Raw genomic sequence first — 21,450 nt, forward strand, 5'->3', positions numbered from 1 at the left:
GGCGCGTGCCCGTCGGTGTTTCCGACAGGAGAAACGCTAAGTTGCGTTCGGGGATGCGGCAACGGAGTCGTTGCATGCCACTCTTGTTTATGCAGGCCAAAGCATTGAAATCGTTGCATCGGTTCGGAATCTAACGCAATGAAACCCACAGCAACGTTGCAATGGAATGAGGGTGAACGCTATGCTGGCGGCCCCGCCGACCACCGCTCGCGCACCGCCGAGGAGACCGCAATGCCCGGAGGCAGACTCACCCAGCCCGAACGCCAGCAGATCGCGCTGGGTCTGGCCGATGGACTCGCCTACGCCGAGATCGCCCGACGGCTCGACCGCCCGACCTCGACCGTCACCCGCGAGGTCATGCGCAACGGCGGCCCCGCCTCCTACCGCGCCGACCTGGCCCACCGCGCCACCGAGCACCGCGCCCACCGCCGCAAGCCGGCCGCGCCCCGCGGGCCCCAGGCCCCGCCGCTGGCCCACGGCCGCGACGCCGAGGCCGTGGCGGCGTACGAGGAGACCTTCACGACGGTCCTCATCGCGACGGGCACGCCCAAGATGATGGCCCGGGTGATGACCTGCCTCTACACCAGCGACTCCGGCAGCCTCACCGCGGCGGAACTCGTCCAGCGGCTCCAGGTGAGCCCGGCGTCCATCTCCAAGGCGATCGCGTTCCTGGAGACCCAGGGGCTCGTCCGACGGGAGCGCGACGAGCGCCGCCGCGAGCGGTACGTCGCCGACAACGACGTCTGGTACCAGTCGATGATCGCCAGCGCCCGGGGCACCGCCCACCTCGCCGAGACCGCGCGCCAGGGCGTCGGCGTCTTCGGCCCGCAGACCCCCGCCGGCGTCCGCCTGGAGAACATCGCGCGGTTCGTCGACTTCGTCTCCGAGAGCATCACCCGGGCTGCGGAGCAGGCCCGCGAGATCCTGCACACGAAGCCGGATCCGGCCCGGCCGGACGACGACGCCTGAGGAATTCCTCCGCGGGCCGTCACACCGGGGCGCTCCCGGGGGTCAGTGCGGTGAAGGCCGCCGCACGGGGCGGCGGCCGCAGCCCAGGGAGACAGCCGGCATGACGACCCCCTCGACCCCCTCGACGCCCTCGACGCCCTCGGGCCCCTCCGCCTCCTCCTCGACCGCCCCGGCCTCCCGCATGCCCGACCCGGGCAGGTTCGTGCCGGAGCTGGCCGAGGTCAGCGCCGCCCTCTTCCGCGCCACGGGCAACCGGTCGGTTCCGCGCAGCACGATGAGCCTCGTCCACCTGCGGGCGGGGCAGATCGTGGGCAACACCTACCTGACGGTCCTGAACACCGGTTTCCTGCGCAAGGCCGGGGTGTCCGAGGAGCGGATCACCGCCGTCGCCTCGTGGCAGGACGCCCCGTACTTCGACGACGCCGAACGCGCCGCCCTCGCCCTGGTGGAGGCCACCCTCCGGCCGGCGGCACCGGGCCGGGAGCGCGTCCCGGACGCGCTGTACGCGCAGGCCGCGCGGCACTACGACGAGAAGGCGCTGGCCACCCTGACGGTCGCGATCGGCCAGATCTCCTTCTTCATCGCCCTGGCCGTCATCGGCAAGCCGCAGCCGGTGGAGTCGCTGGGCGCCCGGCAGTGGGACTGAGGGCCGCGCCCGCACGGGGGCCCGCCCCTACCAGGCCAGCTGTGCGATCTCCTCGGCCACCACCGCGCAGGCGTCCGCCGCCGGGTCGATCAGGGGGAAGTGGCCGACGCCCTCGACGAGGGTCAGGCCGACCATCTCGCCGGCCTTCGCCGCCGCGGCAGCGTACGACTCCGCCACCGCCGGCGGGACCACGATGTCCTCGCGGCCCTGGACGACCGTCGTGGCGATGCCCGTCGGGAGGAGGGAGGCGGGGTCCGCCGAGGGCCGGCGGGCGTCCCAGTGGGCCGGACCGCCGAGGAGCTGGGACGAGGCGCCGCCGCACACGCCGAGCTCCTCCGCGACCTCGAAGTCCGCGATGGGGGCCAGGGCCACCACCCCGCGCAGCTCCGGCGGGGCGGGCAGGCGCCACGGGGAGCCGGCCGGGAGGACGTGGCGCGCCGCCGCCCACAGGGCGAGCTGGCCGCCCGCCGAGTGGCCCGTGACCACCGTCCGGCGGGGGTCGGCGGAGGGCAGCGCGGCCTCGACGAGGCCGGGCAGGGCGTCCATGGCGGCGGCGACGTCGTCGAAGGTCTCCGGCCAACGGCCCGCCACGGGGCCCTCGGAGCCCTGGTGGGGCAGGGAACTGCCGCGCCGGTACTCGACGTTGGCCACGGCGAAGCCGCGCCGGGCCAGGAGGTCCGCGAACGGGGTGATGTGCTGCCGGTCGTACGGGGCGCGCCAGGCTCCGCCGTGCAGGACGACGACGAGCGGGGCCGGGCCCGGGGATTCCCCGCGCGGGGCGTAGAAGTCGACGACCTGGTCGGGGTGTTCCCCGTACGCGGCGCTGGCGTCCGGTGCGACCGGGGGATGGGCGAAGGCCGAGGCGGCCTCGGCGGCGTCCCGTTCGACTGCGGGGTCCGTCATCGGCTCGACCTCTCGGTAACGCGTGTGACAGCGGGGACAGATGTTCCGGTGTTTCCGGCAGAGCGGGACCGTATCAGGCTGCCACGCGCCCCTGGCCTCCGGGACGAGCGCGCACGGAGGCGGGCGGAGCCACAGCCCCGCCCGCCCTGCGGTGTGACGTTTCGCTACTTCGTCACCCGAAAATGTGACCCAGCGTGCGCGCCGCGCGCTCGGCGTCGGCGAAACCGACGTAGAGCGGGGTGAACCCGAAGCGCAGGACGTCGGGGGCGCGGAAGTCGCCCACGATGCCCCGGGAGATGAGCTCGGCCATGACCGCGCGGGCGTCGGCCGTGCGCAGGGAGACCTGGCTGCCGCGGTGGGCGTGCTCCTCGGGGGTGACGACCTCGACCTCGCCCGGCGGGACGTACGCGGCCACGCAGTCGAGGAAGAAGTCGGTCAGGGCGAGGGACTTGGCGCGGACCGCCTCGACGTCCACGTCCTCCCAGGCGTCCAGGGCCGACTCCAGGGCCAGCATGGACAGGATGTCCGGGGTCCCGACGCGCGCCCGGGCGGCGCCCTGGGCGGGCGTGAAGTCCGGGGTCATCGCGAAGGGCTCGGCGTGGCCGTTCCAGCCGGGCAGCGGGGAGTCGAAGGCGCCCTGGTGGCGCTCGGCCACGTACACGTAGGCCGGGGAACCGGGGCCGCCGTTGAGGTACTTGTACGTGCAGCCGACCGCGAGGTCGACGGCGTGCGCGTCGAGGCCGACGGGGAGGGCCCCGGCGCTGTGGCAGAGGTCCCAGACGATGAGCGCGCCCGCCGCGTGGGCGGCGGCGGTGAGGCCGGGCAGGTCGTGGAGCCGGCCGGTGCGGTAGTCGACGTGGTTGAGGAGGACCACGGCCGTGCGGTCGTCCATCGCGCCCGCCGCTTCGGACGGGGCGACCGGGACGAGGTCCAGGCCGGTCATCCGGGCGGCGGAGGCGGCGATGTAGCCGTCCGTCGGGAAGGTGGTGGCGTCGACCAGCATCCTGGTGCGGCCGGGCGCCGCCAGCCGGGCGGCACCGACGAGGGCCTTGAAGAGGTTGACGCTGGTGGAGTCGCCGACGGTGACCTGGCCGGGGGCGGCGCCGACGAGCGGGGCGATGCGGTCGCCGATCCGCTCGGGCGCGGTCCACCAGCCGCTCTCGTCCCAGGAGCGGATGAGCAGCTCGCCCCACTGGCGGCCGACCACGTCGGCCACCGCGCCGGGGACGCCGGCCGGGAGGGCGCCGAGGGAGTTGCCGTCGAGGTAGACCACGCCCTCGGGGAGGGTGAAGCGCTTGCGGAACGTGGCGAGGGGGTCCTCGGCGTCGAGGCGGGCGGCGCGGGCCTGGAGGTCCTTGAGTATCGCGTCAGACATGGCTGCGGGCCGTCCAGAGCTCGGGGAAGACGTTCTTCGAGGCGCGCTTCTCCAGCCAGGTCACGCCGGCGGAGCCGCCCGTGCCGGTCTTGGCGCCCATCGCGCGGCGGGTGGCGACCAGGTGGTCGTTGCGCCAGCGCCAGACCAGCTCGGCCACGTCGGTGAGGACCTCGCCGAGGCGGTGGAGGTCGGCGTGGGCGCCCGCGGGGTCGGCGTAGAGCTCCGTCCAGACGGCCTCGACGGCGGCGGAGGGCTCGTACCGCCGGGACAGGTCCCGGTCGAGGACCGACTGCGGGACGGGCAGGCCGCGGCGGGAGAGCAGGCGCAGGGTCTCGTCGTAGAGGCTCGGCTCCTGGAGGGCCTTCTCCAGCTCGGCGTGGACGCGCGGGGCTCCGCGGTGCGGGACCAGCATGGACGCCGACTTCTCGCCGAGAAGGAACTCCATCCGGCGGTACATCGCGGACTGGAAACCGGAACCCTCGCCGAGGGCGCTGCGGTAGGCGTTGAACTGCGCGGGGGTGAGCTGGGCCAGCGGCCGCCAGGAGTGGTTGAGCGCCTCCAGCTCCCGGAGGGATCGTTTCAGCGCGTCCATCGCGACCGGGATGTCGTCCTCGCGCAGGGCGCGGGCGGCGGTCTCCCACTCGTGGACGATGACGGTGAACCACAGCTCCATGACCTGGGTCGTGACCAGGAACACCATCTCGCCGGGGTCGTCCGAGCGCAGGTGCTGGAGGTGGGTGAGGACGTCCGCCTGGACGTAGTCCTCGTACGGGGTGGTGCCGTCGAAGTCGAGGTTCGGGGTGTCCGAACCGGCTCCGGAGGCATCAAGGGCGTGCGACATCGCTGTCTCCTCGACACGTGCTTCCGGGTAGCGGTCCGCTCCTTCCGAGTGGGTAAGTGGAGCCCCGGTCCCCTGCATCGCATCATAAACAGGAGATCCGGGGCGCCTCTAGGGCACTCGGCCCGGCCGTTACGCGAGCGTGTCCGCGGCGGTCGGGGACGAGTCGCGCAGGAAGGTCGAGCAGCGCTCGTACTCGTCCTTCTCGCCGATGGCGCCGGCGGCCCGGGCCAGGGCGTGCAGGGCGCGCAGGAAGCCGCGGTTCGGCTCGTGCTCCCACGGCACCGGGCCGTGGCCCTTCCAGCCGGCGCGCCGCAGGGCGTCCAGGCCGCGGTGGTAGCCGGTGCGGGCGTACGCGTACGACTCGACGGTCCGGCCCGCTGCGAAGGCCTCGTCGGCGAGGGCGGCCCAGGCGAGGGAGGAGGTCGGGTGCGCGGCGGCCACCTCGGCCGGGGCGGTGCCGGCGGCGAGGGCCTCGCGGGGCGCGGGCTCGTCGGGCAGGTGGGTGGGGGCGGGGCCCCCGAGCAGGTTCTGGTGAATCGACATGCGTTCAGTGTGTCCGATCACCGTGTCCGGCGCGGCCGGGCGGCGGGCCTGTCCCACTCCGTCCGGTCCTGCGCCGGCGCGGTGCGTGAGGGTACCGCCGTCCGGGGGAGGGCGGCCGCCGGGTGGTCCGCGTCCGTCCGCGCGGCGGCGGGCCGCCGACCGGCGTCCGTCCGAGTGGCGGCGGGGCGGGGGTCGGCGTCCGTCCGGGGGGCGGCGGGGCGGGGGTCGGCGGGGCGGGGGTCGGCGTCCCCGGGCCGCCATCCGGCGGCCGCGGTCCGGCCCGCGGCCGCCGGATGGCGGGGGCCCGGGGGGACGGCGGGCGGGCGGCCGGCGGCGAGCTCCCGGCGCAGCACCGGGACGATGTGCTCGCCGAGGAGGTCGATCTGCTCCAGCGCGGTCTCCAGCGGGATCCCGGCGTGGTCCACGGCGAAGAGCTGGCGCTGGCAGTGCCCGTAGGCCTCCCGGAAGCCGAGGATCTTCTCGATGGCCTCGTCGGGGCTGCCGACGGTCAGCGGGGTCCGGGCCGTGCACTCCTCCAGCGACCAGTGCCCCGCATAGGCCGGCGAGCGGTCGAAATACGGGCGGAACTCGCTCAGCGCGTCCTGCGAGCGGGCCCGTACGAACAGCTGCCCGCCGAGGCCCACGACGGCCTGCTCGGGGGTGCCGTGGCCGTGCTCGGCGTAGCGGGCGCGGTAGAGCTCGACCAGGCGGGCGTAGTGCCCGACGGGGGCGTGGAGGTTGTCGGCGAAGAACCCGTCGCCGTAGTAGGCGGCCCGCTCGGCGGCCTCCGGGGAGCGCACCGAGGCGTGCCAGACGAAGGGCGGTACGCCGTCCAGCGGGCGCGGCGTGGAGGTGAAGCCGTCCAGGCGGGCCCGGGAGCGGCCCCGCCAGTGGACGTCGGTCTCCCGCCAGAGGCGGTGCAGCAGGGCGTAGTTCTCGCCGGCGAGCGCGAGGGCCTCGCGGAGGTCCTGGCCGAACCAGGGGTAGACGTCGGGGGTGTTGCCGCGGCCGGCGATCAGGTCGAGGCGGCCGCCGGCCAGGTGCTGGAGCAGCGCGTACTCCTCGGCGACGCGCACCGGGTCGTTGGTGGTGATCAGGGTGGTGGCGGTGGAGAGGATCAGCCGCCGGGTGCGGGCGGCGACGTACGCGAGCAGCGTGGACGGCGAGGAGCACACGTAGGGCGGGTTGTGGTGCTCGCCGGTGGCGAAGACGTCGAGGCCCGCCTCCTCCGCGCGGACGGCGAGGGCGGTCATGGCCCGGATCCGCTCGTGCTCGGTCGGCATGCGCCCGGTCCGGGGGTCGGGTGCGAGCTCGCCGACCGAGAAGATGCCGAACTGCACGCCGCCGCTCCCGCCTTCTCGCGCCTCCCGGCTCCCGGTCCCGGTCCCGGGGGTCCCGACCGTGCCCGATCTGCGGTGATCCGGCCAGGTCCGGGCCGACAGTCCGTCAAGTCGCCGGGGTGGTGGGGATCCCACCACCTCCGGCGCGAGCGCGGTGACCGGCGCACCTCCCCCGACAGGGCCTCCTCGTCGGACGGTAGAGGGGCAGTGGACGCACGCCGAGGGGGCATGTCGTGAAAGCGGTCATGAGCAGCAGCACCATCAGCACCATCACGGGGACGCAGACGGGGACGGGGACCTCAGCGGGGACGGGCACGGGAGCGGGGCCGGGTACGGGAGCGGGGGCCGGACGGCCGGATCCGGCCCGGGAGGCGGCCGACGACCTGTGCGCCACCGTCCTCTCCTCCCTGCGCCGCAAGGACCAGCGGGAGAAGGGCCGCCGCTACGTCCAGGGGCTGCTCGCCCTCCCCGGCCGCAAGTCGATGCGCGGGATCGCGGGCCAGATCGGCGGCGGGGCCGCCGAGCAGAGCATGCACCACTTCATCTCCAGCTCCACCTGGGAGTGGCAGCCGATCCGCGCCTCCCTGTCCCGGTTCCTGGAGGCGGCCAGTCCGCTGACGGCGTGGGTGGCGCAGCCGATGGCCATCCCGAAGGGCGGGGAGCACTCGGTGGGCGTCGCGCACCGCTTCGACCCGCACCAGGGGCAGATGTTCCGGGGGCAGCAGGCGTTCGGGACCTGGTTCGCCTCGGCCGCGCTGGCCACGCCGGTGGGCTGGGAGATGTTCCTGCCGGAGGCGGAGGAGGCCGCTGCGGGGCCCGCGGGGGAGCACGCGGCGCGGGCCGCGTACGAGGAGGCCGCCGCGGCCTCCGTGATCTCGGCGGTGCGGCGCGGCGGCAGCCCGGTGCGGCCGGTGGTGCTGGACATCCGGCAGATCGGGACGCGCTCCACGATGAACCGCTTCGCCGGGGCGGGACTGCCGGTCATCGCCCGGATCGGCCCCTCCACCCCGCTGCTCGTCACCGATCCGGCACTGCCCGGGCACGGCGCGGGGGCGCGCTGCGCGCGGGACGTCCTGCAGTCGGTGAAGGGGCTGAGCACGCCGGTGGAGTGGACCGACCCGGACCCGTCGGCCGGGGGAGGCCGGCACCGCAGCACCCTCGCCGTCGCGGTGCGGGTGATGATGCCCGACCCCTCGCCGGCCCGCCGGCGCCCCCTGCTGCTGGTCGGCGAGTGGGCGGATCCGCGCCGCGCCCCGTCGGAGCTGTGGGTGACCGACCTGGTGCGGCTGCCGGTGGGCCCGCTGCTGCGGCTGACGAAGCAGGGCCGGCGGGTGGCCTTCGCCGCCGGGCACAGCGGGCAGGAGGCCGGGCTGCGGGACTTCGCGGGGCGCGCGCTGCCGGGCTGGCACCGGCACGTGACGCTGGCCTCGGTGGCGCACGCCGCCCGCGCGCTGACGGGGACGGAGGGCTACGGGGTCTCGTACGGGGCCGCGTAGGAGGAGGCCGCCGACCGGTCGGCGGCTGCGCGGCGGTCGTGGAGGACCGTACGGGTCCTGCGCAGCCGCAGCGCCATCTGGATCTCCAGCGCCCGGCCGGGCTTCTGCCAGTCGGGGCCGAGCAGTTCGGCGATGCGCTCCAGGCGGCGGGAGACCGTGTTGGGGTGGACGTGCAGGGCCTCGGCGGCGTGGGTGGGGCTGGCGCCGGAGGCGAAGTAGGCCTCCAGGGTGCGGGTGAGCTCGGTCGGCCGGCCCGTGTCGTACTCCAGGACGGGGCCGATGGTGCCGGCGATGTACGACTCCACGTCGTGGTCGGCGGACAGCAGCAGGCCGAGGAAGCCCAGTTCGCGCAGGGAGGCGGTGCCGCCGGCCCCGTCGAGGGCGGTCAGCGCGTCGAGGCAGCGCACCGCCTCGGCGTAGACCCGGGCCACCTCGCCGGGGCCGCCGGAGGGCCCCGCGGCCCCGGTGGACACCGCGTGGCCGAGCAGCGGCGACAGCTCGCCCGAGGCCCGGTGGGCGGCGGCGGAGGCGTCGGTCCCGGGCAGCACGAGGACGATGCAGCCCCGGCGGACGCCCTTGAGGCCGCCCATCCGGTACGCGTACGAGGAGGCCCAGGCGACGGCCTTGCCGAGCTCGCCGCCCTCGGGCCGGGCGACGACCACCACGTGCGGGCGGTCGAGGTCGATGCCGAGCCGGCGGGTGCGTTCGAGCAGGTGCAGGTCGACGGAGTGCGGCCGGTCGAGGAGGTCGGCGAGGAGTTCGTCGTGGACGGGGCCCTCGGCGGCGGCCGTGCCCCGCTGGATGAGCATCAGGCAGGCCACGGACTGGGCGGCGAGCTGGAGCAGCCGTACGTCCTCGTCGGCGAGCGGGTCGCAGGCGGTGAGCAGGAGCACCCCGAGGTCCTCGGCGCCGGCGAGGACGGGGGCCAGCCACAGGTCGCCGGGCAGCCGGACCGGACGGCGGTCGGTGAGCGCCTGGAGGGCCGCCCTGGTGACGGCCTCCTCGTCCACGCCGGGCAGTTCGCCGGTGGCGGTGAGCGGGCGCCCGCCCGGGTCCCGGACCTGGAGCACGCCGTCCAGCGCGTCGGCGGTGGCCCGGGCGAGGGTGGGCAGGCCGGCGCCGTCCAGGACCAGGCCGGCCAGGCGGGCGTGGCACTCCCACAGGTAGCGGACGCGGGTGAGGGCGGTGTTGGTGCGCGAGCCGAAGGCTTCCAGCTCGGTCACCTCGTCGCGGGTCTGCTCCAGCAGCCGGGCCTTCTCGATGGCGACGGCGGCCAGGTCGGCGAGGGAGAGCATGATGCCGATCTCGTCCGGGGTGAACTGCCGTACGGAGCGGTCGGAGCCGTAGAGGGCGCCCAGCGTGGAGTCCCCGCGGCGCAGCGGGACGGCGATGATCGCGTGGAGGCCCTCCGCCTCGACGACGGCGTCGATGCCGGGGGCGTGGGCGATGGTGGGGTCGGCGAGGTAGTCGGGGGTCCACACCGGGGAGCGGCGGGCCTGGGCGATGCTGCCGAGCCCGCGGCCGGTGCCGAGTTCGAGGCCGACGTTGAAGGCGGTGGTCTCGCCCTCGGAGGTGCGGACGTACGCCGATCCGTCGGGGCGGCTGAGGGAGAGCCAGGCCATGTCGAAGCCGAGGAGGCGCCGGGCGCGGCGGGTGATCAGGCGCAGCAGGCCGTCGATGTCGTAGGGGGAGGTGAGGTCGTGGGCGGTGTCGACGAGCGCGGTGAGGGCGGCTTCGCGCTGGCGGCTGCGGCTCGCGCGGGCCTGGACCGCGCGGGCCAGTTCCAGGGCCCGGGTGAGCCCGTCGAGGGCGGCGTCGTCGGCGCCGGCAGCGCGCGCCTCGGTGAGCAGTGCCTGGAAGCGGCCCGGTGGGGCGTCCTCCGCGAGCAGTTCCAGTACGGCCCGTGCGCCCGCGTCGTCCCCGCGCATCCTGGCGACCCCCTCCGACCAGCCGTTTTCCCCGCGTCCCGTCCCGAACCTAGGTTCCGGGCGGCGAAGGGTCAAGCAAGGGGCCGCGGGGTGCCGGGGCCGGGCGGTCAGCGGCGTGAGGCACCCGCCAGGGTCGTTCCGGGGGCCGGGAGGGCGGCGCGCAGGGACGTGACGCGGGCCTCGGCCCGGCGCAGCGCCCCCGGGTAGGCCCCGTCGGGGCCCTGGCCGCCCGCGCCGCGCAGGCCTGCGAGTTCCAGGAGCAGTCCGCGGTGGTGTCCGAGGGCGAGTTCGGCCTCGACCCACTGGCCGAGGACGGAGAGCCGGTCGGCGTCGAGGACGGCGGTGCGGCCCCGGAGCCAGGTCCCGGCGTCGATGCCGTCCAGGGCGGGCCCGGTCCACAGGCCGAGGGCGCGGCGCAGCCGTGGGGCGGCCTGCGCGAAGTCCCCGCGGCTCATGGCCCGGTAGCCGGCGCCGGCCTCGCGTTCGAACTCGCGGACGTCGCAGCGGCCGCCGCCGGTGTCGAGGAGGTAGCCGCCGGGGCGGGTGCGGAGAACGGTCTCGGGGGTACGGACCGAACCGGCCCCGAGCGCCTCCGCGAACCGCTCGCGCAGCCGGCGCACGGCGGTGTCCAGGGCGGCGCGGGAGTGTTCGGGCGGGGTGTGGCGGGTGAGCTCGTCGGCGAGCACGGAGACCGGGACGAGTCGGTCGGGACACGCCGCGAGGACCGCCAGGACGTGCCGGGACTCCGGTGTGGGGGCGGTGATGGGCACACCGTTCTCGGTGACCCGTGGTGCGCCGAGTACCTCAATGTCCACAGTGTTCTCCCTGGGCAGGCGAGCAAAAAAATAATACCCGGAAGGATCTTTTTGGGAAGAGGGAGGACAGAGGGGCCGGAGAGGCGCGGGCGTGGCGCGTCAGGCGTCCGCAGCCTCCTCTTCTCCGTACCCGTCGGCGGCCGGGACCACTCCGCCGGCGCAGCCGACCCGGCACGGGTGCAGGCCCTGCGGCCCGTACAGCGCCCGCGCCCCGCGCCCGGGGGCGGTGTCCAGCCGGATCGCCACCGCCGGGACCACCACGTTCGGCATCACGTGCGTGTAGAGCTCCGCGACCTGGGCGTCCAGGTCGAGGCCGAGGGTGTGCGACATCGTGTTCAGCCCCGCGTACGCGCCGACGATCAGCCGGGACGGGACGACCGGGTCCACGCCCGGCAGCAGCTCCCCGCGCCGCTCGGCCTCGGACAGCACGCCGGCGCACAGGTCGATCCAGGTCTGGTACGGCGTCACCCGGTCCAGGTCGCGGCCCGTCTGGTCCAGGGTCAGCCGGGCACTCGCCCGGATCAGCACCTCGTGACGCATCTGGTGCGAGAAGACCATGCCGATGTCGATGAACTCCTGCGCCTTGTACTGCTGCGGCAGGGCCTGCGGCCGGGCTTCGTTCTGGGCGTCGATGACGGCCTGGGCCAGGTTCTCCTTCGACTCGAAGTGGAAGTAGAGCGCGCCCTTGGTGACCTTCGCGATGTTGACGATGTCCGAGAGCTTGGCCGCGTCGTAGCCGTTCTCCTCGAAGACCACGGCCGCCGCCTCCAGGATGGCGCGGCGGGTGCGCACCGCCCGGTCCTGCTTCACCTGGGGTCGCTCTGTCCTCATATGTGGCGCTGCCTCTCCTGGCCCGCCGGCTTCACATTCCCACGGGTACGTTTTCTCTCGATAGATTCCACACCATCGCGCGGGCGCACGTCCACCGGCGTATGCCGCCTCACCCGAACCCGGTACGAAGCCCTACGAAACGCACACGGAAAAGGGGTCCGCCTGCCCGTTTCCGGACCGGCGGACCCCTTTTTGGAACCCTTGGCGCTGGGAGCAGCCGGGGCTACTTCAGCTTGGTGCCCGTGGAGCGCAGGTCGCCACAGGCCTGGAGGACGCGCTTGGCCATGCTCGCCTCGGCCAGCTTGCCCCAGGTGCGCGGGTCGTAGGTGGACTTCTTGCCGACCTCGCCGTCGACCTTCAGAACACCGTCGTAGTTGCGGAACATGTGGTCCGCGACCGGGCGGGTGAAGGCGTACTGGGTGTCGGTGTCGAGGTTCATCTTCACGACGCCGTTCTCCAGCGCGGTCGCGATCTCCTGCTCGGTGGAGCCGGAGCCGCCGTGGAAGACGAAGTCGAACGGGTTGCTCTTGCCGTACTTCTCACCGACGCCCTGCTGGAGGTCCTTGAGCAGCTCGGGGCGCAGGACGACGTTGCCCGGCTTGTAGACGCCGTGCACGTTGCCGAAGGAGGCGGCCAGCAGGTAGCGGCCCTTCTCGCCCAGGCCCAGGGCCTCGGCGGTGCGGATGGCGTCCTCGACGGTGGTGTACAGCTCGTCGTTGATCTCGTGGCTGACGCCGTCCTCCTCGCCGCCGGTCGGGGTGATCTCGACCTCGAGGATGATCTTCGCGGCGGCGGCCTTGGCGAGCAGCTCCTGGCCGATGGCCAGGTTGTCGGCCAGGGTCTCGGCGGAGCCGTCCCACATGTGCGACTGGAAGAGCGGGTTCAGGCCCTTGGCCACGCGCTCGGCGGAGATGTCGAGCAGCGGCCGGACGTAGCCGTCCAGCTTGTCCTTGGGGCAGTGGTCGGTGTGCAGCGCGACCGTGATGTCGTACTTGGCGGCGACGACGTGCGCGAACTCGGCCAGGGCGACCGCGCCGGTGACCATGTCCTTGTTGTACTGGCCGCCCAGGAACTCGGCACCACCGGTGGAGATCTGGATGATGCCGTCGCTCTCGGCCTCCGCGAAGCCGCGCAGCGCAGCGTGCAGGGTCTGGGTCGAGGTCACGTTGATCGCCGGGTAGGCGAACTTGCCTGCCTTCGCCCGGTCGAGCATCTCGTTGTAGACCTCGGGGGTTGCGATGGGCATCTGTCCGCTCCTTGGATGTGCGGGGAGTGTGCTTATTGCGGGCCCTGACCTGGGGGCGACGTCAGACGTCGCGCCTATCTTTCCAGACTCGGCGCGACACTCCACCCCGCGTGACCGGCCTGGTACGCCGAGAAGGGCGGGGTGTTTCACGTGAAACACCCCGCCCTTCAGGAAAGGCGCAGGTCAGGAGCGGAACAGGAGCTTCCGAGAAGCCTCGTCACCAGTTGGGGCGACCCCGCTCCGCGGCCCCGGCAACGCCCCTTCGCGACCACGATCCGAGACGGACCGGGTCCGGGGCTGCCGCGATCCGGGGCACGGGTCAGGCCAGGCCCAGGTCGCCGAGCTGGTAGCCGGTGAGGTAGGGCAGGCCCGCGCCGGCGATGGCCTCGGCCGCACCGCGGTCCACGATGGTGGCGACGGCGACGACCTCGCCGCCGGCCTCCCGGACCGCCTCGACGGCGGTCAGCGGAGAGCCGCCCGTGGTGGAGGTGTCCTCGACGACCAGGCAGCGCTTGCCCGCGACGTCGGTGCCCTCGATCCGGCGCTGCATGCCGTGCGCCTTCTGCGCCTTGCGGACGACGAAGGCGTCCAGGCGCTGCCCGCGCGCGGCGGAGGCGTGCAGCATCGAGGTCGCCACCGGGTCGGCGCCCAGGGTCAGACCGCCGACGCAGTCGAAGTCGAGGTCGGCGGTCAGGTCGAGCATGACCTGGCCGACCAGCGGGGCGGCCTCGCCGTCGAGGGTGATGCGGCGGAGGTCGATGTAGTAGTCGGCCTCCTTGCCGGAGGAGAGGGTCACCTTGCCGTGCACGACGGCCTTGTCCTTGATCTGCTGCAGAAGCGCATCGCGTACGTCACTCATGGCGTCGAGCTTAGTTGGGCGCTAGCCGAGCCGCCGCCAGGTCCAGGTCGTGGAGACCTCCAGCGGGTCCACCGGGGTGACCAGGCGCGGAAGGGTGTTCAGGCCGTTCGGCGGTCCGGACTGCGGCTCCACGCAGACGGCCTCGGGCTGCTCGTCGTACACGACCACCCATTCGGCCGGGCTCGCGACCTTCAGTTCCAGCTCCCCGGGCCAGGTCAGGGTGACGTCGACCCCGTAGGGCGTCCCGAAGCAGTCGTCCCAGGGGCCGGGGGCGGGTTCGATCCGGCGGCCGGTCGGCAGGTGGTCCTCGCCGCGCTCCTCCTGCCAGGCCGGATCGAAGGCGATCTGCGCCGCCGGGCCGCCGGGCGTGAGGGTGCGGTTGAACCAGGGGTGCCAGCCGGCCTGGGCCGGGAAGGAGTCCTGGTACGTCTCGACGCCCAGGGTGATCGTCAGGGCGTCCGCGCTCAGCTCGAAGGTCTGCGTGACCCGCCCGGCGCGCGGCCAGGGGTCGGCGAGGTCGAAGTAGAAGGCCGCCCCGGTGTCGGTCACGGAGGCGGTCCGCCAGGCCAGGTCGCGGCCGAGGCCGTGGATGGCGTGCGGCGGGTGGTTGACCGGCAGCTGGTGGACGGTGCCGCCGTCGCGGAACCGCCCCTCGGCGGTGCGGCCGCACCAGGGGACCATCGGGAAGGACCCGTAGCGCGGGCCCTGGCGCAGCAGCTCCGTGCCGTCGACGCGCAGGCTGTCGAGCCGGCAGCCGTTCTCCTGGTCGATGGTGATGTCGGCGCCGCCGGCGCTCAGTTGCGTACTCATACGGCCGACCCTACGGCGATCGGGGTCGGCGGCCGCTCAACTCCCGCCCGCCGGTTCAGCGGCGACGGCGCAGCGCCCGGCCGACGACCACCGCCGAGGCCAGCGCCAGCGCGGCCGCCGGGGCGATCCAGCGCATGGCCGGGCCGCCGTTGCCGGCCGAGGGGGCCGGGACCGGGGCGTAGCGGCCGCGCGGCGGTGCGTGGTCGACCTCCTCGGCGCTGCGGCCGATCATCGTGCGGCGCGCGTGGGCGGCCTCGGCCGGGGGGTTCGGGGGCGCCGTGGGGTCGGCGGGGGCCGGGGCGTCCCCCGGTCCGGCGGCCTGCGGGAGCTCGCCCAGCTCGGGGAGCCCGGCGAAGTCGGGGAGGTCGGGGAGGTCGGGGAAGCCGTCGTCCGGGAAGGAGCCGGGCGGCGGCACCTCGGTGTCGAACACGGACGCCGCGGCGGTCCCGGGGCCGCCGGTCTCCGCCTCCTCGCCCGGCGCCCCGGGCCCGGCCTCCTCGGCCAGGTCGGCGCAGAACCGGTCGAGGAGCCGCCGGACGGCCGTGGTCAGGGCCTCGGGGTCGAAGGCGGCGGCCCGCCCGTCGACGGTGCCCCGCCCGGTGAACTCCAGCCGGGTCCCGCCCTCGTGCGGGATGAGCCGCAGCCCGGCCGAGAGCCTGGCGGTGCCGTCGCCGCGCACCTCGGAACCCTCGCACTCCGCCGTGAAGTGCTCGGGGTCCCGCTCGGCCAGCTCCACCGTCCCGCGGTAGGTGACGGTGCTGGAGCCGACCCGCAGCCTGAGCCGCCCGGCGAGCGGCCCGGGGGCGCCGCCGCCGGCGTCCTGCTGGAGCCCGGGCACGCAGCGGGCCACCCGGACGGGGTCGCGCAGGACGGCGCGCAGATCGTCTGCCGGTACCGGGACGAACACCTGATGCTCCATGCGGTCGAGCCTACCGACGAGAGCCGCCCCTGCACACGGACGCGGCGTCCCCGCCGCTCAGGAGTAGCGCGGGTGCGGAAGCGTGGACGGGGGCAGTCCGGACAGCCGGGTGCGGGCGGCGTCCCGGGCCGCTTCCCGCAGGCCCCGGGTGGACACCGCGCGCAGGGCGGGCGTGTCGCGGTCCACCCTCAGCTCGGGGGCCCGGTCCCGGGCGGCCAGGACGAAGCCCCAGTCCTGCGGCGGGGCGTCGGACGTGCCCAGGGCGCGGTCGGGCCCGGCGGCGAAACCGGAGAGGCGGCCGCCCGTGCTGTAGGGGGTGGTGCGCAGGCCGGCGGCGCGCAGGGTGGACTCGACGGTCCAGTACGTCCGGGGCCGCGTGGTCAGCGGTCCCGCGTGCACGGCGATGCGCCCGCCGGGGGTCAGGGCCCGCGCGGCCAGCCCGTAGAACTCCTGCGAGTAGAGCTTGGTGCTGGGGGTGATGCCCGGGTCGGGGAGGTCGGAGACGATCACGTCGAAGCGGTCGCGGGCGGCGGGTCCGCGCAGCCAGCGGAAGGCGTCCTGGGAGACGACGGCCAGGCGCGGGTCCTCGTAGGCCCGGCCGTTGAGGGCGGAGAGCATCGGATCGGTGCGGGCGAGCCGGACCACCCCGGGGTCGAGGTCGACGACCGTGACGGCGGCGACGTCCGGGTAGCGCAGCACCTCGCGGGCGGCGAGCCCGTCGCCGCCCCCGAGGACCAGGACGCGGGCGTGCGGGCCGGTCATCGCGGGGTGGACCAGGGCCTCGTGGTAGCGGTACTCGTCGTAGCCGCTGACCCGCAGCCGCCCGTCGAGGTAGAGGTCGAGGGAGCGCGGGGAGCCGGTGGAGGGGCCGGTCAGCACCAGCTCCTGCACCCCGGTCTGCACGGCGACCCGCACCTCCCCGCCGTAGACGGCGGTGCGCGCGACGCGCTCGAAGTCGTCGGCGAGCAGCGTCGCGCAGGCGAGCCCGGCGAGCACGGCGGCGTTGACCGCGAGGAGCAGCCAGCGGCAGCGGCGGCTGAGGTCGCGGCGGAAGAGCCACAGGACGAGTCCGCCGCCGACGACGGCGTTGACGGTGCCCGTGAGCATGGCCCCGGTGAGCTGGCCGAGGACGGGCAGCAGCAGGAAGGGGAAGGCGAGGCCGCCGACCAGGGCGCCCACGTAGTCGGCGGCGAACAGGTCGGCGACGGCCCCGCCGGCGTCCTGCCGGCGGATGCGTTGGATGAGGACCATCAGCAGCGGGATCTCGGCGCCGATGAGCACCCCGATGGCGAAGGAGAACGCGACGAGCGCGGGCCGGGACTCGCCCAGCCAGGCGAAGCTCGCGTAGAGAGCCATAGCGGAGAAGCCGCCGAGCAGTGCGAGCCCGGCCTCGATGACGGCGAAACCGAAGGCGGGCCGGGTGCGGAGCCGTTTCGCGAGGAGGGAGCCGACGCCCATGGCGAAGACCATCACGGACAGCACGACGGACGCCTGGGTGACGGAGTCGCCGATCAGGTAGGAGCCGAGGGCGAGCAGCTCCAGTTCGTACACGAGCCCGCAGGCGGCGCAGACGAACACCGTGGCCAGGACGAGGAGTCGGCCGGTCCGGGGCTGTACGGGCAGGGCGGCCGGGACGGTCTGCACGCCCCGCGGCTCCGCCGCCGGGAGCACCCCGCGGGGGGCGGAACGGTCGATCATGCAGCGAACCGTACGTCACCGCCCACTGGCACCCTGTCACCCACATGGGTGTAAGTGCCGTAACCGTCCCGCCAGTTGGCGTAATCCGTACGCAACCTGGCGTAGGGGACGGGCGCTAGACGGGGGCCCCCATCCGGACCCCGACGCGGGTGCGGGTGGCCACCAGCTGGCCCTCCTGCGGGTAGGCGTGCCAGGTCCGCCAGCGCACCTGCCCCTCGTGCCGCTGCGCGAGCATGGCGGTGAAGGCGTGCGGGTCGCCCGGAAAGGTTCCCGCCAGTCCGTTCGGGTGGTCCGCGACCAGGGCGAGCAGCTCCTGCGCCCGCCCCGCGAAGGAGCCCCGCGAGAGGGTCTCGACCCGCGCGGCGAACTCGTACTCCCAGTCCCCCACCCGCTTCGCCACGCCCAGCGGCAGCGGCGTGCGGCTGCCGGGCATGCAGGCGACCGTCTCCGAGCAGTGCACCTCGCCCTCCTCCAGGAGCACCTGATGGGAGGCGCCGAGCAGGCGCAACTCCACCTTCGCGTCCGCGAGCTGGAGGTTCAGTACGGCCAGGGCGGGCAGCCGGTCCCGTCCCAGGGCCCAGGCGAGATCGGCGGCACGCGTGTCGGTGTAGGTGGTCTGGAGGGTCGTGAGCATGAGTCGGCTCCGCAAACGCGCGAGGGAGAGGGGCCGGACCCCGCCAGCGGTATGCAACGGGTGGGGGGACACCGGCACGGGTCCACAGGGAGTCCAGGGAGGTGCTCCGAGGACTGGTCTACTCAACCGAGGGAATCATGAAAGGCACGGCACTCACAGCGTTTTTACCCAACTTGACGGGGTTTACATCCCCTCGGGGGCTACCCGGTTCACGTGTTCAAGGACGGGCCCTCCCCGGGCCTTCGCACGCACCCGAACAAGAAGACGCCCGAGGGAAGTTGTCCCCACGGGGCGCCCGTTCCACGCGGCCGCGGCCGCCCCGGTCCAGTGTCAGCTCCCCCCGCACCCTCCGCCACCGCAGGACGAGCCGCAGGACGAGCCGCAGGAGGACGACGAACCGCACGAGGACGAGGATCCGCAGGAGGAAGAACCCCCGCCGCCCGCCCACCAGCTGCCGCCGGAGCTCCCTCCGCTGCCGGACCCGCCGCCGGAGACCTTCTTCACGACCCAGACGACCGCTCCCGCGACCGCCGCGACGATCAGCACGACGACGACCATGTCCCCGCCCCCTTCTGACGCCCCGGTCCCCCGGGGTGCGGGATCCCCGCGTCCCGCGTGCAGGGGGGATGCCCGTCGGCCGGACGCGCCAAAGCACACTTGAGCAACTCCAGAGGTTCCCCGCAGGATGGCGCCCATGAGCGCACCCGTGGGCGGCGACCGCCCCTTCCTGAACCGCCGCCTGGCCTCCTTCGGCACCACGATCTTCGCGGAGATGTCGGCCCTGGCCGCCCGCACCGGATCGATCAACCTGGGCCAGGGCTTCCCCGACACCGACGGCCCCGCCGAGATCGCCGAGGCGGCCGTCCGGGCGATCCGCGACGGCCGGGGCAACCAGTACCCGCCGGGCCCGGGCGTCCCCGAGCTCCGCCAGGCCGTCGCCGCCCACCAGCAGCGCTTCTACGGCCTGGCCTACGACCCCGACACCGAGGTACTGGTCACGGCCGGCGCCACCGAGGCCATCGCCGCCGCCCTCCTCGCGCTGCTCGAACCGGGCGACGAGGTCATCGCGCTGGAACCGTTCTACGACTCGTACGCCGCCTGCATCGCCATGGCCGGCGCCGTCCGCGTCCCGCTCACCCTGCGCGCCCCGCACTTCCGCCCCGACCTCGACGCCCTGCGCGACGCGGTCACCCCGCGCACCCGCCTGCTGCTGCTCAACACCCCGCACAACCCGACGGGCACCGTCCTCACCCGCGAGGAGCTCGCCGCCATCGCCGAACTGGCCGTCGAGCGCGACCTGCTCGTCGTCACGGACGAGGTCTACGAGCACCTGGTCTTCGAGGGCGGCCACACCCCGCTCGCCTCCCTGCCCGGGATGCGCGAGCGCACCGTCACCATCTCCTCCGCCGGCAAGACCTTCTCCTTCACCGGCTGGAAGGTCGGCTGGATCACCGCCCCGCCCGCGCTGGTCTCGGCCGTCCGCTCGGCGAAGCAGTTCCTCACCTACGTCTCCTCCGGCCCCTTCCAGTACGCCGTCGCCGAGGCCCTCTCCCTGCCCGACACCTACTACGAGGCCTTCCGCGCCGACCTCGCCGCCAAGCGCGACCTGCTCGCCGAGGGCCTGGACGCCGCCGGGTTCCGGGTCTTCCGCCCCCAGGGCACCTACTTCATCACCACCGACGTCTCGCCCCTGGGCGAGAAGGACGGCCTGGCCTTCTGCCGCGCCCTGCCCGAGCGCTGCGGGGTCGTCGCCATCCCGAACCAGGTCTTCTACGACGACCGCGAGGCCGGCGCCACCCAGGTCCGCTGGGCCTTCTGCAAGAAGACGGAGGTCCTCCGCGAAGCCGTGGACCGGCTTAGGGCACTCTAGGGCTCGATATGGACGTGACGACGAGACAGAGCCCGCCCGCCCCCGCGCGGGCCCCGCGGGCCCCACGAAGACAGGAGACGGTCTGGTCGGCCGGGCTCGCGCTCGCGGTGTTCGCCGCCGTCCGCGGGGCCGGGGCGCTGGTGATCACCGTCGGGGCCTGGTGGGCCGGGCGGAACCCGGTGCGGGTGCTCGGCGGCTCCTGGGACTCCTGGTGGTACCTCTCCATCGCCGCCCACGGCTACGGCCGCACCCAGATGTGGCCCGCCTCGGACTCCATCCAGAGCGACTCCGCCTTCTTCCCGCTGTTCCCGCTGCTGGTGCACCTCCTCGGGGGCGGCCCCGTCGCCGGGCTCGTGGTGGCCTGGACGGCGGCGGCCGCCGCCGCCGTCGGGGTGTACCGGGTCGGGGAGCGGCTGCTCGGGCCGCGGGCCGCGGTGCTGCTCGTCGCGCTGTGGGCCTCGCTGCCGCACGCGGTGGTGCTGGGCCTCGCCTACACCGAGCCGCTGCTGTGCGCGCTGGCCGCCTGGGCCCTGTACGCGCTGCTGCGGGAGCGCTGGATGTGGGCGGCCTCCCTGGCGGTGCTCGCCGGGCTGACCCGGCCCACCGGCATCGCCGTCGCCGCCGCCGTCAGCGTGGTGGCCCTGCGGGAGGTGCTGCGGGGCAGCCGCGCGCCCGCGGTGTGGGCGGCCGGGCTGCTCGCGCCCGCCGGCTGGGCGGGGTACGTGGCGGCCGTCGGGATACGCCGGCACGAGTGGCTGGGCTACTTCACCGTCCAGCGGCAGTGGGGCTCGCGCTTCGACTTCGGGGCCGGCACGGTCGGCGTCGTGGACAAGGTCCTGACCGGCGGCGACGTCACGGTCCCGGTGGCCGTGACCGTGGCCACGCTGGCCGCGGCGGTGCTCCTCGCGGTGCTCCTGCTGCTGGACCGGGCACCGCTGGCGCTGCTCGTGTACACCGCCACCCTGCTGGTGATCACCCTCGGCGGGGCGGGCTTCTTCGAGTCGAAGCCGCGGTTCCTGCTGCCCGCGTTCCCGCTGCTGCTGCCCCTGGCCGCCGCGATGGCGAAAGCCCGGCCGCGCACGGCGGTCGTGGTGACCGCCTGCATGGCCGGGCTCTCGTACGGCTACGGGGCGTACCTCACGCTCATGGCGAAGGTACCCCTCTAGCGGGCCGTGGGGCGGGGACGGCTAGGCGTCGTCCCCGTCCTCGGAGTCGCCCTCTGCGGAGTCGACCTCCTTCTCCAGGCCGAGCTGCTCGATGAGCCACTTGTCGAACTCGATCGACGCACGGACCCAGCTGACCGTGGAGGACACGAAGTGCTCCAGGCTGACGCCGGTGCCGATCAGCATCTGCGCTTCGCCGATCAGCCGGACGGAGCCGTCGTCGTGCGTGTGGCTGTAGACCTTGGGCCACAGGGTGCGGCGGTTCCAGTCGTCGATCGACTCGAGCAGCTGCGGCTTGTCGTCGATCGCGTGCGGACGGTCGTAGAAGGTGCGGACGGAGAAGACCTGCTGCTCGCCCTCACCACGGAACATGAAGTACGTGCGGAAGTCCTCCCACGGCGCCGCGAGGTCTCCCTCGTCGTCGACGACGTACTTGAGCTCCATCTGCTCCAGGAGCTGCTTCACCAGGTCCTGGTCGGGGACGACGGGGCCCGCCGGTCCTGTCGCCTGCGGTTCGGGCTGACCCCCGAAGTTCGGAATCGAGGCCGGGTCGATGCTCACCGT

At 74.3% G+C, this 21,450-nt stretch carries 19 protein-coding genes and 1 pseudogene; 5 read left to right on the forward strand and 15 right to left on the reverse strand.

Annotation, left to right across the window (positions count from 1 at the left end; all coding sequences use genetic code 11):
- The first annotated feature begins 231 nt into the window (after positions 1–231).
- The gene (locus AB0469_RS04545) at positions 232–969 is read left to right on the forward strand and encodes a helix-turn-helix domain-containing protein (RefSeq protein WP_366449829.1); all 738 of its coding nucleotides are present in this window, start codon (positions 232–234) and stop codon (positions 967–969) included.
- Between the two features lie 181 nt (positions 970–1,150).
- Entirely contained in the window at positions 1,151–1,615 is a 465-nt protein-coding gene (locus AB0469_RS04550) for a carboxymuconolactone decarboxylase family protein (RefSeq protein ID WP_366449945.1), read from the forward strand.
- Positions 1,616–1,642: 27 nt separating this feature from the next.
- Here AB0469_RS04550 and AB0469_RS04555 read toward each other — a convergent pair whose 3' ends face one another.
- From AB0469_RS04555 to AB0469_RS04575, 5 genes and pseudogenes are all read right to left on the reverse strand, one after another.
- The gene (locus AB0469_RS04555; protein ID WP_366449830.1) at positions 1,643–2,518 is read right to left on the reverse strand and encodes an alpha/beta hydrolase; all 876 of its coding nucleotides are present in this window, start codon (positions 2,516–2,518) and stop codon (positions 1,643–1,645) included.
- Between the two features lie 172 nt (positions 2,519–2,690).
- Entirely contained in the window at positions 2,691–3,893 is a 1,203-nt protein-coding gene (gene kynU / locus AB0469_RS04560; protein ID WP_366449831.1) for a kynureninase, read from the reverse strand.
- Positions 3,886–4,734 carry a tryptophan 2,3-dioxygenase family protein gene (locus tag AB0469_RS04565; RefSeq protein ID WP_366449832.1) on the reverse strand — a complete coding sequence of 283 codons (849 nt, stop codon included), beginning with the start codon at positions 4,732–4,734 and terminating at the stop codon, positions 3,886–3,888. The genes kynU and AB0469_RS04565 overlap by 8 nt, the downstream gene beginning before the upstream one ends.
- 129 nt (positions 4,735–4,863) lie before the next feature.
- Positions 4,864–5,277: a DUF3151 domain-containing protein gene (locus tag AB0469_RS04570; RefSeq protein ID WP_366449833.1), complete on the reverse strand. Its 414-nt coding sequence runs from the start codon at positions 5,275–5,277 to the stop codon at positions 4,864–4,866.
- 287 nt (positions 5,278–5,564) lie between these two features.
- Positions 5,565–6,617: pseudogene (locus AB0469_RS04575) on the reverse strand (CE1758 family FMN-dependent luciferase-like monooxygenase); the annotation flags it as partial.
- A gap of 245 nt (positions 6,618–6,862) precedes the next feature.
- Between AB0469_RS04575 and AB0469_RS04580 the strand changes: the two are divergent.
- On the forward strand, positions 6,863–8,113 hold the full coding sequence (locus AB0469_RS04580; RefSeq protein ID WP_366449834.1) for a transposase: 1,251 nt from the start codon (positions 6,863–6,865) through the stop codon (positions 8,111–8,113).
- Here AB0469_RS04580 and AB0469_RS04585 read toward each other — a convergent pair.
- From AB0469_RS04585 to AB0469_RS04625, 9 genes are all read right to left on the reverse strand, one after another.
- On the reverse strand, positions 8,086–10,041 hold the full coding sequence (locus AB0469_RS04585) for a helix-turn-helix domain-containing protein (RefSeq protein ID WP_366449835.1): 1,956 nt from the start codon (positions 10,039–10,041) through the stop codon (positions 8,086–8,088). The genes AB0469_RS04580 and AB0469_RS04585 overlap by 28 nt on opposite strands.
- A 107-nt stretch (positions 10,042–10,148) precedes the next feature.
- Positions 10,149–10,856: a BTAD domain-containing putative transcriptional regulator gene (locus AB0469_RS04590; protein ID WP_366449836.1), complete on the reverse strand. Its 708-nt coding sequence runs from the start codon at positions 10,854–10,856 to the stop codon at positions 10,149–10,151.
- A gap of 99 nt (positions 10,857–10,955) precedes the next feature.
- The gene (locus AB0469_RS04595; protein WP_366449838.1) at positions 10,956–11,687 is read right to left on the reverse strand and encodes a ScbR family autoregulator-binding transcription factor; all 732 of its coding nucleotides are present in this window, start codon (positions 11,685–11,687) and stop codon (positions 10,956–10,958) included.
- Positions 11,688–11,910: 223 nt separating this feature from the next.
- Positions 11,911–12,933 (reverse strand): class II fructose-bisphosphate aldolase, encoded by a 1,023-nt coding sequence (gene fbaA / locus AB0469_RS04600; protein ID WP_042813236.1) that lies wholly within the window; start codon positions 12,931–12,933, stop codon positions 11,911–11,913.
- A 319-nt stretch (positions 12,934–13,252) separates the two neighbouring features.
- Complete coding sequence (gene pyrE, locus AB0469_RS04605; RefSeq protein ID WP_366449839.1) at positions 13,253–13,792, reverse strand: orotate phosphoribosyltransferase; 540 nt, start codon at positions 13,790–13,792, stop codon at positions 13,253–13,255.
- Between the two features lie 21 nt (positions 13,793–13,813).
- The gene (locus AB0469_RS04610; protein ID WP_366449841.1) at positions 13,814–14,602 is read right to left on the reverse strand and encodes an aldose 1-epimerase; all 789 of its coding nucleotides are present in this window, start codon (positions 14,600–14,602) and stop codon (positions 13,814–13,816) included.
- Between the two features lie 55 nt (positions 14,603–14,657).
- On the reverse strand, positions 14,658–15,521 hold the full coding sequence (locus AB0469_RS04615) for an SRPBCC domain-containing protein (RefSeq protein ID WP_366449842.1): 864 nt from the start codon (positions 15,519–15,521) through the stop codon (positions 14,658–14,660).
- Positions 15,522–15,578: 57 nt separating this feature from the next.
- Positions 15,579–17,219, reverse strand: coding sequence for a polyamine aminopropyltransferase (locus AB0469_RS04620; protein ID WP_366449843.1), 1,641 nt, complete (start codon positions 17,217–17,219; stop codon positions 15,579–15,581).
- A 115-nt stretch (positions 17,220–17,334) separates the two neighbouring features.
- Positions 17,335–17,853, reverse strand: a complete 519-nt coding sequence (locus AB0469_RS04625; protein WP_042820105.1) for a DUF2617 family protein — start codon at positions 17,851–17,853, stop codon at positions 17,335–17,337.
- A gap of 685 nt (positions 17,854–18,538) precedes the next feature.
- Here AB0469_RS04625 and AB0469_RS04630 point away from each other — a divergent pair.
- Both AB0469_RS04630 and AB0469_RS04635 read left to right on the forward strand, forming a co-directional pair.
- Positions 18,539–19,723 carry a pyridoxal phosphate-dependent aminotransferase gene (locus AB0469_RS04630; RefSeq protein WP_366449844.1) on the forward strand — a complete coding sequence of 395 codons (1,185 nt, stop codon included), beginning with the start codon at positions 18,539–18,541 and terminating at the stop codon, positions 19,721–19,723.
- A 14-nt stretch (positions 19,724–19,737) separates the two neighbouring features.
- Positions 19,738–20,889, forward strand: coding sequence for a hypothetical protein (locus AB0469_RS04635; RefSeq protein WP_366449845.1), 1,152 nt, complete (start codon positions 19,738–19,740; stop codon positions 20,887–20,889).
- Between the two features lie 21 nt (positions 20,890–20,910).
- Here AB0469_RS04635 and AB0469_RS04640 read toward each other — a convergent pair whose 3' ends face one another.
- Positions 20,911–21,447, reverse strand: a complete 537-nt coding sequence (locus AB0469_RS04640; protein WP_042820112.1) for a YbjN domain-containing protein — start codon at positions 21,445–21,447, stop codon at positions 20,911–20,913.
- Positions 21,448–21,450: the final 3 nt, after the last annotated feature.

The organism is Streptomyces sp. NPDC093801, from assembly GCF_040701585.1.
Classification (GTDB): Bacteria; Actinomycetota; Actinomycetes; order Streptomycetales; family Streptomycetaceae; genus Streptomyces.

Excerpts from the sequence above, each read along its gene's own strand:
- AB0469_RS04545 (WP_366449829.1), top strand. The coding sequence starts at position 232 with ATGCCCGGAGGCAGACTCACCCAGCCCGAACGCCAGCAGATCGCGCTG.
- AB0469_RS04550 (WP_366449945.1), top strand. The coding sequence starts at position 1,151 with ATGCCCGACCCGGGCAGGTTCGTGCCGGAGCTGGCCGAGGTCAGCGCC.
- AB0469_RS04555 (WP_366449830.1), bottom strand. The coding sequence starts at position 2,518 with ATGACGGACCCCGCAGTCGAACGGGACGCCGCCGAGGCCGCCTCGGCC.
- kynU (WP_366449831.1), bottom strand. The coding sequence starts at position 3,893 with ATGTCTGACGCGATACTCAAGGACCTCCAGGCCCGCGCCGCCCGCCTC.
- AB0469_RS04565 (WP_366449832.1), bottom strand. The coding sequence starts at position 4,734 with ATGTCGCACGCCCTTGATGCCTCCGGAGCCGGTTCGGACACCCCGAAC.
- AB0469_RS04570 (WP_366449833.1), bottom strand. The coding sequence starts at position 5,277 with ATGTCGATTCACCAGAACCTGCTCGGGGGCCCCGCCCCCACCCACCTG.
- AB0469_RS04580 (WP_366449834.1), top strand. The coding sequence starts at position 6,863 with ATGAGCAGCAGCACCATCAGCACCATCACGGGGACGCAGACGGGGACG.
- AB0469_RS04585 (WP_366449835.1), bottom strand. The coding sequence starts at position 10,041 with ATGCGCGGGGACGACGCGGGCGCACGGGCCGTACTGGAACTGCTCGCG.
- AB0469_RS04595 (WP_366449838.1), bottom strand. The coding sequence starts at position 11,687 with ATGAGGACAGAGCGACCCCAGGTGAAGCAGGACCGGGCGGTGCGCACC.
- fbaA (WP_042813236.1), bottom strand. The coding sequence starts at position 12,933 with ATGCCCATCGCAACCCCCGAGGTCTACAACGAGATGCTCGACCGGGCG.
- pyrE (WP_366449839.1), bottom strand. The coding sequence starts at position 13,792 with ATGAGTGACGTACGCGATGCGCTTCTGCAGCAGATCAAGGACAAGGCC.
- AB0469_RS04610 (WP_366449841.1), bottom strand. The coding sequence starts at position 14,602 with ATGAGTACGCAACTGAGCGCCGGCGGCGCCGACATCACCATCGACCAG.
- AB0469_RS04615 (WP_366449842.1), bottom strand. The coding sequence starts at position 15,521 with ATGGAGCATCAGGTGTTCGTCCCGGTACCGGCAGACGATCTGCGCGCC.
- AB0469_RS04620 (WP_366449843.1), bottom strand. The coding sequence starts at position 17,219 with ATGATCGACCGTTCCGCCCCCCGCGGGGTGCTCCCGGCGGCGGAGCCG.
- AB0469_RS04625 (WP_042820105.1), bottom strand. The coding sequence starts at position 17,853 with ATGCTCACGACCCTCCAGACCACCTACACCGACACGCGTGCCGCCGAT.
- AB0469_RS04630 (WP_366449844.1), top strand. The coding sequence starts at position 18,539 with ATGGCGCCCATGAGCGCACCCGTGGGCGGCGACCGCCCCTTCCTGAAC.